Origin of the sequence: Enterobacter sp. DNB-S2 (genome assembly GCF_019443845.1) — a bacterium.
Lineage (GTDB): Bacteria > Pseudomonadota > Gammaproteobacteria > Enterobacterales > Enterobacteriaceae > Enterobacter > Enterobacter asburiae_B.
Genome location: NZ_CP050520.1, coordinates 3,784,671 through 3,800,233 on the forward strand (window position 1 = coordinate 3,784,671; position 15,563 = coordinate 3,800,233).

General features: G+C 57.4%; 13 protein-coding genes. 4 read left to right on the forward strand and 9 right to left on the reverse strand.

All coding sequences use genetic code 11. The features are described 5' to 3' along the window. Nucleotides 1–18: 18 nt before the first annotated feature. Entirely contained in the window at nt 19–687 is a 669-nt protein-coding gene (folE, locus tag HB664_RS18120) for a GTP cyclohydrolase I FolE (RefSeq protein WP_023312471.1), read from the reverse strand. A 102-nt stretch (nt 688–789) separates the two neighbouring features. Further along, the gene (locus HB664_RS18125) at nt 790–1,938 is read right to left on the reverse strand and encodes a YbfB/YjiJ family MFS transporter (RefSeq protein ID WP_219939943.1); all 1,149 of its coding nucleotides are present in this window, start codon (nt 1,936–1,938) and stop codon (nt 790–792) included. A gap of 138 nt (nt 1,939–2,076) precedes the next feature. Between HB664_RS18125 and fghA the strand changes: the two genes are divergently transcribed. Further along, nucleotides 2,077–2,904 carry an S-formylglutathione hydrolase gene (fghA, locus tag HB664_RS18130; RefSeq protein WP_219939944.1) on the forward strand — a complete coding sequence of 276 codons (828 nt, stop codon included), beginning with the start codon at nt 2,077–2,079 and terminating at the stop codon, nt 2,902–2,904. Nucleotides 2,905–3,015: 111 nt separating this feature from the next. Here fghA and cirA read toward each other — a convergent pair whose 3' ends face one another. From cirA to yieE, 3 genes are all read right to left on the reverse strand, one after another. Beyond that, on the reverse strand, nt 3,016–4,986 hold the full coding sequence (gene cirA / locus HB664_RS18135) for a catecholate siderophore receptor CirA (protein ID WP_182930976.1): 1,971 nt from the start codon (nt 4,984–4,986) through the stop codon (nt 3,016–3,018). Between the two features lie 224 nt (nt 4,987–5,210). Next, nucleotides 5,211–6,680: an amino acid permease gene (locus HB664_RS18140; protein ID WP_023336352.1), complete on the reverse strand. Its 1,470-nt coding sequence runs from the start codon at nt 6,678–6,680 to the stop codon at nt 5,211–5,213. Between the two features lie 180 nt (nt 6,681–6,860). Further along, nucleotides 6,861–7,727 carry a DNA-binding transcriptional regulator YeiE gene (gene yieE, locus HB664_RS18145; RefSeq protein ID WP_023312476.1) on the reverse strand — a complete coding sequence of 289 codons (867 nt, stop codon included), beginning with the start codon at nt 7,725–7,727 and terminating at the stop codon, nt 6,861–6,863. 97 nt (nt 7,728–7,824) lie between these two features. Here yieE and HB664_RS18150 point away from each other — a divergent pair, with 97 nt between their 5' ends. Continuing rightward, entirely contained in the window at nt 7,825–8,871 is a 1,047-nt protein-coding gene (locus tag HB664_RS18150) for a YeiH family protein (protein WP_219939945.1), read from the forward strand. Between the two features lie 64 nt (nt 8,872–8,935). Further along, nucleotides 8,936–9,793, forward strand: coding sequence for a deoxyribonuclease IV (gene nfo, locus HB664_RS18155; protein WP_219939946.1), 858 nt, complete (start codon nt 8,936–8,938; stop codon nt 9,791–9,793). 75 nt (nt 9,794–9,868) lie between these two features. Here the strand turns inward: nfo and fruA are convergent, their stop codons facing one another. The 3 genes from fruA to fruB are packed head-to-tail and all read right to left on the reverse strand — an operon-like array spanning nt 9,869 to nt 13,639. Further along, the gene (gene fruA / locus HB664_RS18160) at nt 9,869–11,554 is read right to left on the reverse strand and encodes a PTS fructose transporter subunit IIBC (RefSeq protein ID WP_087823036.1); all 1,686 of its coding nucleotides are present in this window, start codon (nt 11,552–11,554) and stop codon (nt 9,869–9,871) included. Nucleotides 11,555–11,570: 16 nt separating this feature from the next. Continuing rightward, nucleotides 11,571–12,509 (reverse strand): 1-phosphofructokinase, encoded by a 939-nt coding sequence (gene fruK / locus HB664_RS18165; protein WP_014170919.1) that lies wholly within the window; start codon nt 12,507–12,509, stop codon nt 11,571–11,573. Next, a complete protein-coding gene (fruB, locus tag HB664_RS18170; RefSeq protein ID WP_069303088.1) occupies nt 12,509–13,639 on the reverse strand; it encodes a fused PTS fructose transporter subunit IIA/HPr protein in 1,131 nt (376 codons plus the stop codon). Before fruB ends, fruK begins: the two co-directional genes overlap by 1 nt. 361 nt (nt 13,640–14,000) lie before the next feature. Between fruB and setB the strand changes: the two genes are divergently transcribed. Beyond that, nucleotides 14,001–15,182, forward strand: a complete 1,182-nt coding sequence (gene setB / locus HB664_RS18175; RefSeq protein ID WP_219939947.1) for a sugar efflux transporter SetB — start codon at nt 14,001–14,003, stop codon at nt 15,180–15,182. Here the strand turns inward: setB and HB664_RS18180 are convergent. Beyond that, complete coding sequence (locus HB664_RS18180; protein ID WP_023312483.1) at nt 15,179–15,433, reverse strand: YkgJ family cysteine cluster protein; 255 nt, start codon at nt 15,431–15,433, stop codon at nt 15,179–15,181. The genes setB and HB664_RS18180 overlap by 4 nt on opposite strands. Between the last annotated feature and the right edge of the window lie 130 nt (nt 15,434–15,563).

The window sequence follows — 15,563 nt, forward strand, 5'->3', positions numbered from 1 at the left end:
GTTCCTGCCCTGTAAGACTTAGTTGTGGTGACGTACGGCGCGCAGGAACTCCTGGCGGGTATTCTGGCTCGATTTAAACAGGCCGCCCAGCGACGTGGTGGTCGTTGCACTGGTCGCATCACGCACGCCGCGCGCCTTCACGCAGTAGTGAACCGCGTCGATAGAGACGGCCACGTTATTGGTGCCCAGCAGCGTTTGCAGCGCGGTCAGGATCTGCTGAGTCAGACGCTCCTGCACCTGCGGACGCTGAGCAAAGAACTGCACGATGCGGTTGATTTTCGACAGGCCAATCACCGTATCTTTTGGGATATACGCCACGGTCGCTTTACCGTCGATGGTCACGAAGTGGTGTTCGCAGGTGCTGGTCAGCGTGATATCGCGTACCGTCACCATCTCGTCCACTTTCATCTTGTTTTCAATGACGGTGATTTTCGGGAAGTTGGCGTAATCCAGCCCGGAGAAAATTTCGTCGACGTACATTTTCGCGATGCGGTGCGGCGTCTCCATCAGACTGTCGTCACTCAGATCGAGATTCAGCAGCTCCATGATCTCGGTCATATGACCGGCAATCAGACGCTTGCGGGTTTCATTGTCCAAATCCTGTACGGGCGGACGCAGTGGCGTTTCAAGACCGCGCGCAACCAGGGCTTCGTGGACCAGGGCAGCTTCTTTACTGAGTGATGACATTTTGTTCTCCTGCAGGTGTGGCGTCTTTTGCCCTCGTTGTGGCAAAAGTATGCGCTCATTGTGCGTGAGGCGGCGCACATAATCCAGTATTCACGACGATAATTATTGCAATTGCTGTTGCCTTTCAGCGTGACGATTCCAGACCAGCGCTCCGCCGACGAACAGCGCAACGCCCGCCAGCCCCAGCGCGGGCTCCAGCCGGTGGGTAAGCCAGGTTGATAACGCCGAGGTCATCGGGCCAATCAATTGACCAATCGCATACCCGGTGGTGAGCAGGCCTGCCATATAGCGCGTATGGTTTGGCGCCAGCTCGCGGCCGTATAAAAGAGAGAGCTGCACGGCACACAAAAAACCGCCGCCCACCAGCAGCCCGCCCGTCAGCAAACCGCCAATCCCCGGCAGCAGCCAGGCCGCCAGCACGCCAGCCCCCTGTAACCACAGCACGATAGCCAGCCTGCGGTTCGCCGTTGAGGTATGGCGTAAAAGAATACTGAGCGCAATGCCCACCACGGCGGCGATACCAAAAATCGGCCAGACAAACTGGGCGAACAGGCTGCCGGGAAAACGCACCGCAGCCATTTGCGACAGAAATGTCGCCGGGAGGATATAGCCAAACCCGGCCAGGCTGTAGCTCCAGACCAGGCGCTTTAAATCCGCCGTCAGCACCAGCGGCTCCGGCGCGGTGCCGGGGCGATGGAGCTGCCCGGATCGCGGCAGGTAGCGCGCCACCAGCGCAATCAGCACCAGCGCCAGCACGCCGTAGATTTGCCATGCCGCCCCGGCCGAAAGGGATTTCGCCTGGATATAGACGGCGAGCAGCCCGCTCAGGGCAATGCCCGCCCCTGGCCCGGCAAACACGGCGGCGCTCAGGCCCGGTTTACCCAGCTGCCCCAGCCGTTCGTTGGTCCAGGCGGCAATGAGTACCATCGACCAGCCGCTCATGCAGCCAATCACGAAGCGCAGCAGGCCGTGCACGACGGCGTTATCCGCCGCCGCGGAGAGCAGCGTCAGCGCAACCGCGCCGGTGATGCCAAGCCAGAGGCGCGTTTCCACAAAGCGGTGCGCGCGCATGGCATCCCATGCGCCCGCCAGATAGCCCAGATAATTCATCGCCGCCACCAGACCCGCGCTGGTCAGCGTAAGCTGCCCGGCAGCAATCATGAGCGGCACCTGAGGCGTAAAGGCAAAGCGCCCTATCCCCATCGCCACCACCAGAACGACAAATCCACTGAGCGCAATACGCAGCGCCATGACCGCTCCAATTGTTAAAGAAAAGTAAATTTATGATGCAGCATCTCGCCGTCTGGCGAAAGTGAAAGTTACTCACAGGTCAATGAAAAGGCTGTATTATGGTTTTTATGAATACGCATTCTCATTAAGGAGCCCTGCATGGAACTGCTCGAAGAGCACCGTTGTTTTGAAGGTCGACAGCAGCGCTGGCGGCATGACTCCACCGTCCTGAACTGTGCGATGACGTTCAGCATTTTCCTGCCGCCGACGGAAAACCCGCCGGTTCTGTTCTGGCTTTCAGGCCTGACCTGCAACGACGAAAACTTCACCACCAAAGCGGGCGCGCAGCGACTTGCCGCCGAGCTGGGTATTGCGCTGGTGATGCCTGATACCAGCCCGCGTGGTGATGATGTGGCCGACGATGCAGGATACGACCTGGGTAAAGGCGCCGGGTTTTATCTCAATGCGACCGAGCAGCCCTGGGCAGGCCACTACCGCATGTATGACTACATTCGCGACGAGCTGCCCGCGCTGATTCAGTCCGGGTTTGCGGTAAGCGACCGCTGCGCCATCAGCGGACATTCTATGGGCGGTCACGGGGCGCTGATCATGGCGTTAAAAAATCCGGGAAAATACGTCAGCGTGTCGGCATTTGCGCCAATTGTGAACCCAACGCAGGTGCCGTGGGGGCAAAAAGCCTTCACGAACTATCTGGGTGAAGATGAAGCAAAATGGCAGGAATGGGACAGCTGTGCGCTGATGCTGGACAGCAGCTCGGCAAATGCGATCCCGATGCTTATCGATCAGGGCGATGCGGATCAGTTCCTCGCCGGGCAGCTACAGCCTGCGGTGCTCGCCGAAGCGGCACGCCAGAAGGACTGGCCGCTGACGCTGCGCATTCAGCCGGGGTATGACCACAGCTATTACTTCATCGCGTCCTTTATTGAGGATCATCTCCGCTTCCACGCGGAGCATTTGTTTGGGTAAGTGCGAGTGTGTGCGCTCTGATGCCCTCACCCTGGCCCTCTCCCATAAGGAGAGGGAACAAATACTAAAAACGGCAACTTACGTTGCCGTTTTGCTTTTACCCTGGCCTCATCAGAACTTGTAATCCACACCGACAAAGTAGCGACGGCCGTCTTCCGTATAGCTGTAATCGTCACGGCTCAGATCTTTATCCAGCAGGTTCTGCACGCCCGCGCGCAGCTTCACGCTTTTCGTCGCCTGCCACGCGGCGCCGGTATTCCAGATGACATAGCCACCCGGCGTTGCTGCACTGCTGGTCAGCGCGCGTTTCTCACCGGTGTAGTTGCCCTGAACGTAGAACGACCAGTCCTGCGTCGCCTTCCAGTCAACGGTACCGTTGGCGGTGTGGAACGGCAGATCCGACAACGGCTTGTTGCCGCCGTTGCTGATATCACGGCCGTCGTTGTAGGTGTAGTTCAGGGTCAGTTTCCAGTCGTCCGCCAGCGGGAGCTTCAGCTCGGTCTCCACCCCGCGGATACGCGCCTTGTTAACGTTGTAGTAGCGGAAAATCGGCTCACCGTCCGCATTCAGGCCAACGTAGTTAGGGTAACCCTGGGCCTGTTTTGCATTGGCCGTACGGCTGATGCTGATGCGATCATCCACATTATTCTGGAAGGTGGTAACGCTGGCCTGCACGCCCTCTAACCAGCCCTCTTCCCCGCTGTAGTACAGACCGAATTCGAAGCTTTCGCTGGTTTCCGGTTTCAGATCCGGGTTACCGACAATCTCACAGGCACCGCGACACGAGCCGGTGACCCAGTCCGGGCTCAGCTGGAGCAGTGACGGCGCTTTAAACGCGGTAGCCCAGCCCCCTTTCACCGTTACGGTATCGGTCGCGTTGTAAACCAGATAGGCTCGCGGGCTCCAGTGGTCACCGTAGGTATCATGGTCATCCATACGGATGCCGGTGGTCAGCGCCAGAGGTTCAAAGAGACGCCACTCATCTTCAAGGAACAGGGCATACTGGCTTGTCGAGGTACTGCTGCTGGAACCGCCCGTCAGGTTGACCGGATCTTTCAGCTTATCGTGACGCCATTCCCCGCCGAAGGTCAGCAGCTGGTTGATTTCACCCAGGGGCAGCACGTATTTTCCGTCCACCGCGTTGCTCTCGGAGGTGATCGGATTGCTGTTGCCCGGGTTTTTGTTATCCACCTTTTCGCCGTAAACCTTCAGCTCGCTGTTGCCGATGCCCCAACGGCCGTTGTGGCTGAGTGAGTAGTTCTGACGTTCAAGGCGGTTTTTGTCGAGGGAATCCGAGTCGCGATCCTGACGGTCGAAGCCGTAGCCCGCCGTAAAGTCGTGGTTTTCAGACGGTGTCCAGGCGAACTCCACATTCGCATCGCGGCTGGTGAAGCCCTCAATGCGCGGCGTTTCACCGCTCGCCGTGGTGGAGGATTTCTGCTGACCGTCTTTCTCACGCTTCGCGAGGCTACCGTAGGCTTTCAGCCCCAGCAGGCCGTCCACCAGCGGACCGCTGGTATAGAACTGACCGTTGTAGGTGTCTCCACGGTCGCGGTGCTCCTGAATCGTGGAATCGGCGCTCAGGGTGCCCGTCCATTTCTGGCCGATTTTTTTGGTGATAATGTTCACCACGCCGCCCAGCGCATCGGAACCGTAAAGAGAAGACATCGGTCCGCGCACCACTTCGATTCGTTCGATGGCGTCAACCGGCACCCAGTTGAGGTCGAAATCATTATGGCGGAATACCGCGTTACGCGAGTTGACGCGCTTGCCGTCGATCAGGATCAGCGTATAGCTGCTGTCCAGTCCACGAATACTTACCCCTTTACGGTTGTCCCCTTCGCTCGTGAGCTGAACGCCCGGCACCTCCCGTAACACATCTTTCAGATTCTGAACGGGTTTGCGCTGCAAATCTTCCTGGGTAATCACGCTGATGCTTGCCGGGGCGTCTTTCAGGTTTTGCTCGGTCGCGGAGGCCGTTACAACCATTGTGTCGCCGGATTCCGCTGCGATAACAGGCAGGGCCAGGGACATTGCGGACGCACAAAGTCCTCCCCTGACGAAGGGATTCAACCTAAACATTCCATATCTCCATGAGGTAAATACAACTAAATCAAATCATCATTGCTCACAGCGTCTTCCTTGCCGCCCACATCTGCGGTGGGTCGGTGACACGCTTATTTTTGATAACGATAAAGCAAACGATAATTATTATCAATTAAATTGTTAAGAAATATATCTTTGTATCAGAATGCGGGAATAAAAAAACCCGCTCGATTGAGCGGGTTAAAAGAGAGGAAGTGCGGTTATTGTTTAAATCGTTCCGGGAATTCCATTTCACTGTAGCGAACGAATTTTGTTCCTTTCGTCAGCTTGTAGCCAAACCAGATGACGAGGAACAGCGGAATACCAATGTAGGTCGCCGTCACGGCGCCCCAGTCAATGGTGTCCGCCAGGAACGCTTCATAGTTCTGTCCCAGCGTAATGATCAGGCACAGAATGAAGGCGAAAATAGGACCCAGCGGGAAGAAACCGGAGCGATACGGCAGCGAGTTAATATCGTGGCCCTGCTTGACGAAACCACGGCGGAAACGGTAGTGGCTAATAGCAATCCCCAGCCAGGCAATAAAGCCCGTCATCCCGGACGTGTTAAGCAGCCACAGGTACACCGTCTGGTTGCCAAACATGGAGGTCAGGAAGCACAGACCGGCAATCACCGTTGTGGCGTACAGCGCGTTACGCGGCACACCGCCACGGGACAGTTTCGCAAAGATACGCGGCGCCTTACCGTCGCATGCCAGCGTGTAGAGCATACGGGTGGACGCGTACATCCCGGAGTTACCGGCTGAAAGCACTGCGGTCAGGATAACGGCGTTCATCACCGCCGCGGCCGAAAGCAGACCGGCGTGCTGGAAGACCAGCGTGAACGGGCTGACGCTAATGTCTTTTACGTCATTACGCAGCAGGCTTGGATCGGTGTACGGGATGATCAGGCTGATAATCAGGATCGCGAACACATAGAACAGCAGGATACGCCAGAATACCTGACGGACCGCACGCGGAATATTTTTCTCCGGATTCTCTGACTCACCGGCGGCGATACCAATCAGCTCGGTCCCCTGGAAGGAGAAGCCGACAATCATCGCCACGCCAATCATCGCCGAAAGGCCACCGGCAAACGGCGCATCGCCTATCGCCCAGTTACTCCAGCCCGCAGGTTCTGCGCCTTTGAAAATACCAACGATCATCGCCACACCGACGACGATAAAGATGATGACGGTTGCCACTTTGATCAAAGAGAACCAGTATTCCGCTTCGCCGAAACCGCGCACGGAGATGTAGTTCAGCAGGAAGATGACGGCCAGGAACAGGGCGCTCCAGATCCAGCCCGGCGTATCCGGGAACCACCAGTTCATCACCAGCTGTGCGGCGACAAGGTCAACGGCGATAGTGACCGCCCAGTTGTACCAGTAGTTCCAGCCCAGCGCGAAGCCGAAGCCTTCTTCAACGTATTTTTGACCGTAGGTCGAGAACGAACCGGATACCGGCATGTACGCGGCCAGTTCGCCGAGACTGGTCATCAGGAAGTACACCATCAGGCCAATCAGGATATAAGAGAAGAGCGCCCCACCCGGGCCTGCTGCCGAAATCGTTGCGCCAGAGGCAACGAAAAGACCTGTACCGATTGAGCCGCCAATGGCGATCATCGTCAGGTGACGCGCCTTGAGTTCACGACGTAGCGTGGGCGCTTCTGTGGTTTTAATTTCTGAAACCATATGAAAATGCTGTCCATTCAATAAATGAGGCGCGATTGTAGCAGACGATCCGCGTTCCTTCCGGCAGAAATACTCAGTTATAAGAGAGCTTCATGACTCGGCCAGGATTATAAGTAAAGCATAAAAATGTAGGGTGACAGGCGCGCGTAGCCCCGGTAAGCGAAGCGCCACCGGGAAACGTTAAATGGCGCAGTAGCGCAGAAAACGCTGCAGAGAGCTGGAAAGGTGTTTCTGACGATGATGGATGCACCACAGGGTACGCACCAGTTTCGGCAACGGAACCGGGATTTCAACCAGCGACCCCGTCTCAAGCTGTTCGGCAATGACGCGCCGGGAAAGACAGCTGATCCCCAGGCCATGACGCACCGCGTGCTTGATAGCCTCAGAGTTCCCAAGCTCCATCCCTAACTGGAAATGCGGCAGATGGGAAAGCAGCAGATAATCGACAATTTCACGCGTGCCGGAGCCCTGCTCGCGCAGGATCCACTGCGCCTGCGCCAGGCGCTCCAGCGTCACCTCGCCCTGCAATAACGACGAGGCCGGGGACGCAAACACCACCAGCTCATCCTCCAGCCAGGGCTCGGCAATGATATCGACGTTATGGCAGGGTCCTTCGATGAGGCCGATATCCACGCGGAAATCGATCACCGCGTTGATAACGTCCTGGCTGTTACCCACGCTCATCTCCAGCGGCAGGGTCGGGAAATCCCGGCGGTAGCGGGCAATCACTTCCGGCAGGATGTAGTTCCCAATGGTGCTGCTGGCGTAGACGCGGATCGCACCGTTGTCTTCGCGGAACAGCTGTTCGATTTCGATAGCCTGCTCCAGCAGCGCCAGCGCGCGTGGATAAAGAAGACGACCGTGCTCGTTGACCACTAGTCTCTTCCCTACCCTGTCGAACAGCTGCACGCCCAGCTGCCCTTCAAGATCGGTCAACGCCGCGCTGACCGCAGACTGCGAGAGCGCCAGCATTTGTGACGCCTGGGTCGTCGAGCCGCTTTTCAGCACCTCGGCAAACACTTCCAGCTGACGCAATGTAATGTGCATGGTTGCTTACCACTTATATAGATTGATTATAAGTATATAATCAATTTTATTTTTAAGCCAGAGCACCGTAACCTTTAGCCAGACAAAGGAGAAGGTTATGTCAGAAATCACCCTACAACATCATCGTACAGTGTGGCACTTCGTGCCGGGCCTCGCGCTTAGCGCAGCAGTGACCGCCGTAGCGCTATGGGGCGGCAGCATCCCGGCTATCGCGGGCGCAGGTTTCAGCGCGTTGACGCTGGCCATTTTGCTGGGCATGGTCGTGGGAAATACCGTTTACCCGCACATCTGGAAATACTGCGACGGCGGCGTGATCTTTGCCAAACAGCACCTGCTGCGTCTCGGGATCATCCTTTACGGCTTCCGTCTCACCTTTTCGCAGATAGCGGACGTGGGCGTGAGCGGAATTGCCATCGACGTCCTGACCCTGACCAGCACCTTTTTACTGGCCTGCTTTATCGGCCAGAAAGTCTTTGGCCTGGATAAGCAAACCAGCTGGCTGATCGGTGCCGGGAGCAGTATCTGCGGGGCCGCGGCGGTGCTGGCAACAGAGCCCGTCGTTAAAGCCGAAGCCAGCAAGGTGACCGTGGCGGTGGCGACGGTGGTGATCTTCGGTACGCTGGCGATCTTCCTCTACCCGGCGATGTATCCGCTGGTGGCCCACTGGTTTAGCCCGGAAACCTACGGCATCTATATCGGTTCGACCATGCACGAAGTGGCGCAGGTAGTTGCGGCAGGACATGCCATTAACCCGGAAGCCGAAAACGCGGCGGTAATTGCCAAAATGCTGCGCGTGATGATGCTGGCACCGTTCCTGATTTTCCTCGCGGCTCGGGTTAAGCAGCTGGCTCCGGCAGGCGGCAGCGAGAAAAGCAAAATCACCATTCCGTGGTTTGCGATCCTGTTCATCGTGGTCGCTATCTTTAACTCCTTCCACCTGCTGCCGAAAGCGGTGGTGGATATGCTGGTGACGCTGGATACCGTGCTGCTGGCGATGGCCATGGCGGCGCTGGGGGTCACCACACACGTCAGCGCGCTGAAAAAAGCCGGTGCCAAACCGCTGCTGATGGCGCTGGTGCTCTTCATCTGGCTGATTGTCGGGGGCGGTGCGATTAACCTCGCGGTCCATAGCCTGATGGCATAAACCATTTCGTCCTTCTCCTGCTAACCCGCTATCATAAGCGTTTCGGGTTAGCAGGAGTTTTTTTATGAAATATGTTGGAGCGCACGTCAGCGCTGCAGGTGGCCTTGCGAATGCCGCCATTCGCGCCGCCGAAATCGAGGCGACCGCTTTCGCCCTGTTCACCAAAAACCAGCGCCAGTGGCGCGCCGCGCCGCTCACCGCTGACGTGATTGATGATTTCAAAGCTGCCTGTGAGAAGTACCACTACGGGCCAGGCCAGATCCTTCCCCACGACAGCTACCTGATCAACCTCGGGCACCCGGTTGAAGAGGCGCTGGAAAAATCCCGCGAGGCGTTTCTTGATGAAGTACAGCGCTGCGAACAGCTGGGGCTGACGCTGCTGAACTTCCATCCGGGAAGCCATCTGATGCAAATCGATGAAGATGCCTGCCTGGCGCGCATTGCCGAATCCATCAACATCACGCTGGACAAGACCAAAGGCGTCACCGCGGTAATAGAGAATACCGCCGGTCAGGGCAGCAATCTCGGCTTTAGGTTTGAACATCTGGCGGCGATCATCGACGGCGTGGAGGATAAATCCCGCGTTGGCGTGTGCATTGATACCTGCCACGCGTTTGCCGCCGGCTATGACCTGCGCACCACCGAGGCAACGAAAAACACGTTCGATGAGTTCGAGCGCATTGTTGGCTTTAAGTACCTGCGCGGAATGCACTTAAACGATGCGAAAAGCGCCTTTGGCAGCCGCGTTGACCGCCACCACAGCCTGGGCGAAGGCAACATTGGCCACGATGCGTTCCGCTTCATTATGCAGGACGCCCGCTTCGACAGTATTCCGATGGTGCTGGAAACCATTAATCCGGACATCTGGGCAGAAGAGATTGCCTGGCTGAAGGCACAGCAAACCGCTGAACAGGCGGCATAAAAAAAGCCGGGTGCATAATGCAACCCGGCTTTTTTTGTAGGTCGGGTAAGGCGAAGCCGCCACCCGACACCTTGTTTACGCTGCTTTCGCCACAACTTCCGCTTCAGGACGTTTCAGCACCGCGTATGACAGACCCGCCACCAGCGTACCGGCAACAATGGCCAGCAGGTAGCCCAGGACCGGGGTGATGGCGCCTGGGATCAGCAGGACAAACAGACCGCCGTGTGGTGCCATCAGCTTCGCGCCAATCGCCATGGAGATCGCCCCCGTCACTGCACCACCCGCGATACAGCACGGCAGTACACGCATTGGGTCACGGGCCGCGAACGGAATCGCCCCTTCGGTGATGAAGCACAGACCCAGAACCAGCGCCGCTTTGCCGCCTTCCTGCTGCGCTTTATCGAACTTACGACGGGCAATAATCGTCGCCAGGCCGAGCGCCAGAGGAGGCACCATACCTGCCGCCATGATCGCTGCCATCGGTGCGTAGGTCTGGGTACTCAGCAGGCCAACACCAAAGGCGTACGCCGCTTTGTTCACCGGACCACCCATGTCGGTACACATCATGCCGCCGAGAATTGCGCCCAGCAGAACCGCATTCGCGGTGCCCATGGTTTGCAGCCAGTGGGTCAGACCCGCCAGGATACCCGCAACCGGCTTACCAATCAGGTAAATCATCGCCAGACCGACCACCAGGCTGGAAATCAGCGGGATGATCAGAATCGGCTTCAGCGCTTCCATACTCTGCGGCAGCTTGAGCTTCGAGCTGATGAGCTTCGCGACGTAACCGGCCAGGAAGCCCGCGATGATACCGCCGATAAAGCCGGAACCGGTGCTCACGGCCAGCATACCGCCGATAAGCCCCGGTGTCAGGCCTGGACGGTCAGCGATGGAGAAGGCAATAAAGCCTGCCAGAACGGGAACCATCAGTGCGAACGCGGAACCGCCGCCAATCTGCATTAACGCAGCGGCCAGCGTGCCTTGCTCTTTAAACGCGGTAATACCAAATGCGAACGAGAGGGCGATACACAGACCACCTGCAACTACCATCGGCAGCATGTAAGACACACCGGTCAACAGATGGCGATAGGCGCCTGCAGACTCTTTCTTACCTTCCGTCGCGGTTTGACGCGCGCCGGTTGCCTGATACGGCTTCGCTTCCACCAGCGCTTTATCAAACTCCTGCGCGGTCTTTTTCAGCGCCAGGCCGGTAGACGTGCGGTACATTGGCTTACCGGCAAATTTCGCCAGGTCCACTTCGATATCCGCCGCCACAATCACCAGGTCGGCCTCAGCCACTTCTTCAGGGGTGATAGCGTTGCCGGCACCGACGGAGCCGCGCGTTTCAACTTTAACCCACCAGCCGCGTTTTTTCGCTTCGGTTTCAATGGCCTCAGCTGCCATAAAGGTGTGAGCCACGCCCGTCGGGCAGGCCGTCACCGCAACAACGCGTTTCGGCCCCGTGGCCGCAGCCGGTGCCGTCGCGACAGGCGCGCTGTAGACAGACGCGTGCCCTTTCGCTTCGCTCAGGAACAGTTCCGGATGTGCCACCGCGCGATTAATATCGCCCAGCCACACTTTTTTGCCGTTCAGCGCACTGTCAGCCGGGATGTTGTCGCCCAGGACAATGACCAGTTCGGCATCGCCCGGGTTATCAATGATCTCGAGATGTGCTTTGTTCGCCGCCGCTCCCAGCAAGGTCTTCGCCATATAGGCGCGAGCCTGTCCGAGACCGGAGTCAATGATCAGCAGCGTTTTCATTATTCCTCTCCTGCTGTTAGTTAAAAGGTTTTAAGTCAACGCGCGCCATCATCGCGGCTAACTGGGTACGATCGGTAATACCGACATTGCTCTGGCTTACGGCCAGGGCAGCAACGGCAGTGGCAAGACGTAAAGTATGTTCACTGGATTCACGCATCAGCAGACCATAAATCAGGCCGCCAACCATCGAATCCCCTGCGCCAACGGTGCTGACAACGTCAACCGACGGCGGTTTGGCGATCCATTCGCCAGAAGCGTTAACCCACAACGCTCCTTCTGCACCAAGCGAGATAACCACGTGAGCGATACCCTGCTCGCGCAGCGCATGGGCAGCGTCAATCACATCTTTTAATTCCGGCAGCTTACGACCCGCCCAGATCTCCAGCTCGCGGCGATTCGGCTTCACCAGCCACGGCGAGGCTTTCAGACCGGCAACCAGCGCGTCGCGGCTGCTGTCAAAAATAATGCACGGGCACTGGCTGCGCAGGCGCGTCATCCAGTCGGTAAACGCTTCCGGGCTCACGCCGGACGGCAGGCTGCCGCTGACGCAGACCATGTCAAACTGACCAAGCCAGGTCAGAGAGTCGTTAACAAAACGCTCCCAGTCAGACGGCGTCACTTCGAAGCCAGAGAAGTTCAGATCGGTCACTTCACCGTCTTTCTCCGTCAGCTTGACGTTGATTCGGGTGCGGCCCTGAACAACCTGAAAACGGTTGGCAATGCCCAGCTCGCTGAACAGCTGCTGGAAACCATCCTGGTTATCTTTACCGAGGAATCCACCCACGGTGACATCGATACCGAGATCCTTGAGCACTTTCGCGACGTTAATCCCTTTGCCCGCAGCATGCAGGCCAGTGGTACGCACGAGGTTGACTTCGCCGCGCTCAATTTCCGGGCAAAATCCTACCAGGTCATAAGCCGGGTTCAGCGTAATAGTCGCAACACGTCTGCTCATTATGCGCCCTCCCCCAGACCTGCCGCGATGGCGTCGCCAATCGCTTTCAGCGCCTGTTCAGCATCAGCACCCTGCGCGGTGAAACGCAGACGGTGGCCTTTCTTCACGCCCAGCGCGACAACTTTCATCAGACTACGGCCGTTGGCCGGTTTGCCCGTGCCATCAAGATTCGCCACGGTAATCTCGCTCTCGAATTGTTTAATGGTATTCACCAGCATGGTGCCCGGACGGGCATGCAGGCCGTGCTCGTTGCGTACCACGAACTCCGCGGTCTGCACGTCTTCGGTCTGCACATCATCGCTGGTCAGCAGTGCCAGCACGGTAGAGGCATCAGCGTTCAGCAGTTTTTCAGCTTGGTTGTTCAGCAGCAGATCGCCCAGACGCTTCAGCACGGAAACCGGCTGCTCATCGTTCATTGCCACGGTCACCAGCATGGCCGCGCGCTCGCCTTCTACGTCAAACGCATTGGCCGCGCGGCTCACGGCGATAGCGCTGCGCAGGTTGCCTTCAGCACTGTCGTTCAGCCAGATACCCTGACCCAGATTCAACGGCTTATCGTTAATCACGCGCGTCACAAACGTGGCGTCCGCCGCGCCGGCTTCTTTCAGACGACCCGCGTTCAGCGCCTGCAGCGTTACCAGATCGGAGGCAACCACGTCCAGCGTCAGCGTTTCGTTATCCAGCTTCAGCGCTTCGCTCTGTTTTTCGCCCATCAGCAAGGCGCGCAGCTCTTCAGCTGTGGTCGCGGACTTCAGCTGTTCAGCCACATCGTCATCGCTCAGGACATGCGTCAGCTGACGCAGCAGGCCTAAGTGTTCGTCGCTGCTGGCCGCGATACCGATAGCCACATACGCCACCTGACCGTCGCCCCAGAGCACGCCCTGCGGGAACTGATAAACCTGAACGCCGGTTTTCAGCACCTGATCGCGGGTGTCGGTTGTGCCGTGCGGAATGGCAATGCCATTGCCGAGGAAGGTTGAGGTCTGCTGCTCGCGGGCCAGCATGCCGTTTACATAGCCGTCCGCGACGTTACCCGCCTGCACAAGCGCAGCGGCAACCTGGCGAATAGCCTCTTCTTTATCCCCGGCCTGAGCGCCCGGGTGGATATCCTGAACAGATAACTGGAACATGGTTCTCCACTCCTGCTGAACTTGAATCGTTTCAGCTTTAATGAGAAAAAATGCGCTAGCCTGCTCCGTTTGTTAAAACAAGATAGCGCTGAAACGTTTCAAAAAGTCTTGCGCTTTCTGCAATGTCTTGCAAGTAAACTCGTATTTGCGATATCAGAATTTAGAGATACAGCACATTTCTTCTTCGTTCAGCTGAATTTTGCTGAAGTTCAGCAAGACAGTTTCAGCTAAGGTCCGCCGGGTGGGACGTAAGTTGAAATGCCATTTTGATTTTTCGTGGCATCATTGACCGCACCCACTGTTTATTTTTTAGCTGACGGCGTAAACTCCGCCCCTCTCTGCTACTCGCTAATTATAAAACATGCATAACACCCCTGCGGCCGTCTCGCCGAAGCCCTTTGATTTGACCTCTGCGGCATTCCTGGTTGTTGCCTTCTTCACGGGCATTGCCGGTGCGTTACAGACGCCAACATTGAGCCTATTTCTGACAAATGAGGTTCACGTCCGTCCGGCAATGGTCGGCTTCTTTTTTACCGGAAGCGCCATCATCGGCATCCTGGTCAGCCAGTTTCTGGCGGGACGATCCGACAGAAAAGGCGATCGCAAAAGCCTGATCGTTTTCTGCTGTCTGCTCGGGGTCATGGCCTGCGTTCTGTTTGCCTGGAACCGCAACTATTTCATTCTGCTCTTCGTCGGGGTATTCCTGAGCAGCTTTGGCTCAACGGCGAACCCTCAGATGTTCGCCCTTGCCCGCGAACACGCCGACCATACCGGACGTGAAGCGGTGATGTTCAGCTCTGTCCTGCGTGCTCAGGTGTCGCTGGCATGGGTGATTGGCCCGCCGCTGGCCTACGCGCTGGCGATGGGTTTTGGCTTTACGGTGATGTACCTGAGCGCGGCCGTCGCGTTTGTGGTGTGCGGCGCGCTGGTGTGGTTCTTCCTGCCGTCCATGCGCAAAGAGCCGAAAGTGACAACGGGCGTGCTGGAAGCGCCGCGCCGCAACCGCCGCGATGCCCTGCTCCTGTTTGTTATCTGTACGCTGATGTGGGGCACCAACAGCCTGTATATCATCAATATGCCGCTGTTTATTATTGATGAACTGCACCTGTCGGAGAAGCTGGCGGGCATCATGATGGGCACCGCGGCCGGGCTTGAGATCCCGACGATGCTCATTGCGGGCTATTACGCAAAGCGCTTCGGAAAGCGTTTTTTAATGCGCATCGCCGCCATCGCCGGTCTGCTGTTTTATATCGGTATGCTGACGGTACATACGCCGGGGCTGTTGCTGGCTTTACAGCTGCTGAACGCCATTTATATAGGCATTCTCGCCGGGATAGGCATGCTCTATTTCCAGGATCTGATGCCGGGCCAGGCAGGCTCTGCCACCACCCTTTATACTAATACCACCCGCGTGGGCTGGATTATCGCAGGCTCAATGGCCGGTGTCGTTGCAGAAATCTGGAACTATCATACGGTGTTCTGGATTGCGCTGGTGATGTGCACGCTGACGATCGGCTGTCTGGCGAGGATTAAAGACGTTTAGGGCGCGGTGAGCGCTTCCAGCTCAAGAAGGTACGTCATCGCCTGCCCTCGCGTGCTGCCACACATTTCGGCAGTGGGCTGAAGCCCGGAGCAGACTTTCGGGCGCAGCGGTGAGCCAAAGATCATGCACAGGTTCGTTTCCGAGAGCTGAACGCAGCGAGTATTGGCAGGCTTGCCCTCCGGCATTCCTGGAATGGGGCTTGAAATGGACGGTGCAGTACAGCACGCGCCACAATCGGGACGGCAATCCATAAATGCTCTCTTTCGCTGACGATCGCCCGCGCAGTCGGGCATCGCGCGCACAGTAACACCTTTTGCGTATTGATAGCAAAAGCCACGAATTCCTCTTGCCTGAAAGGCCGCGCGCGAGTAATTTGGCGCG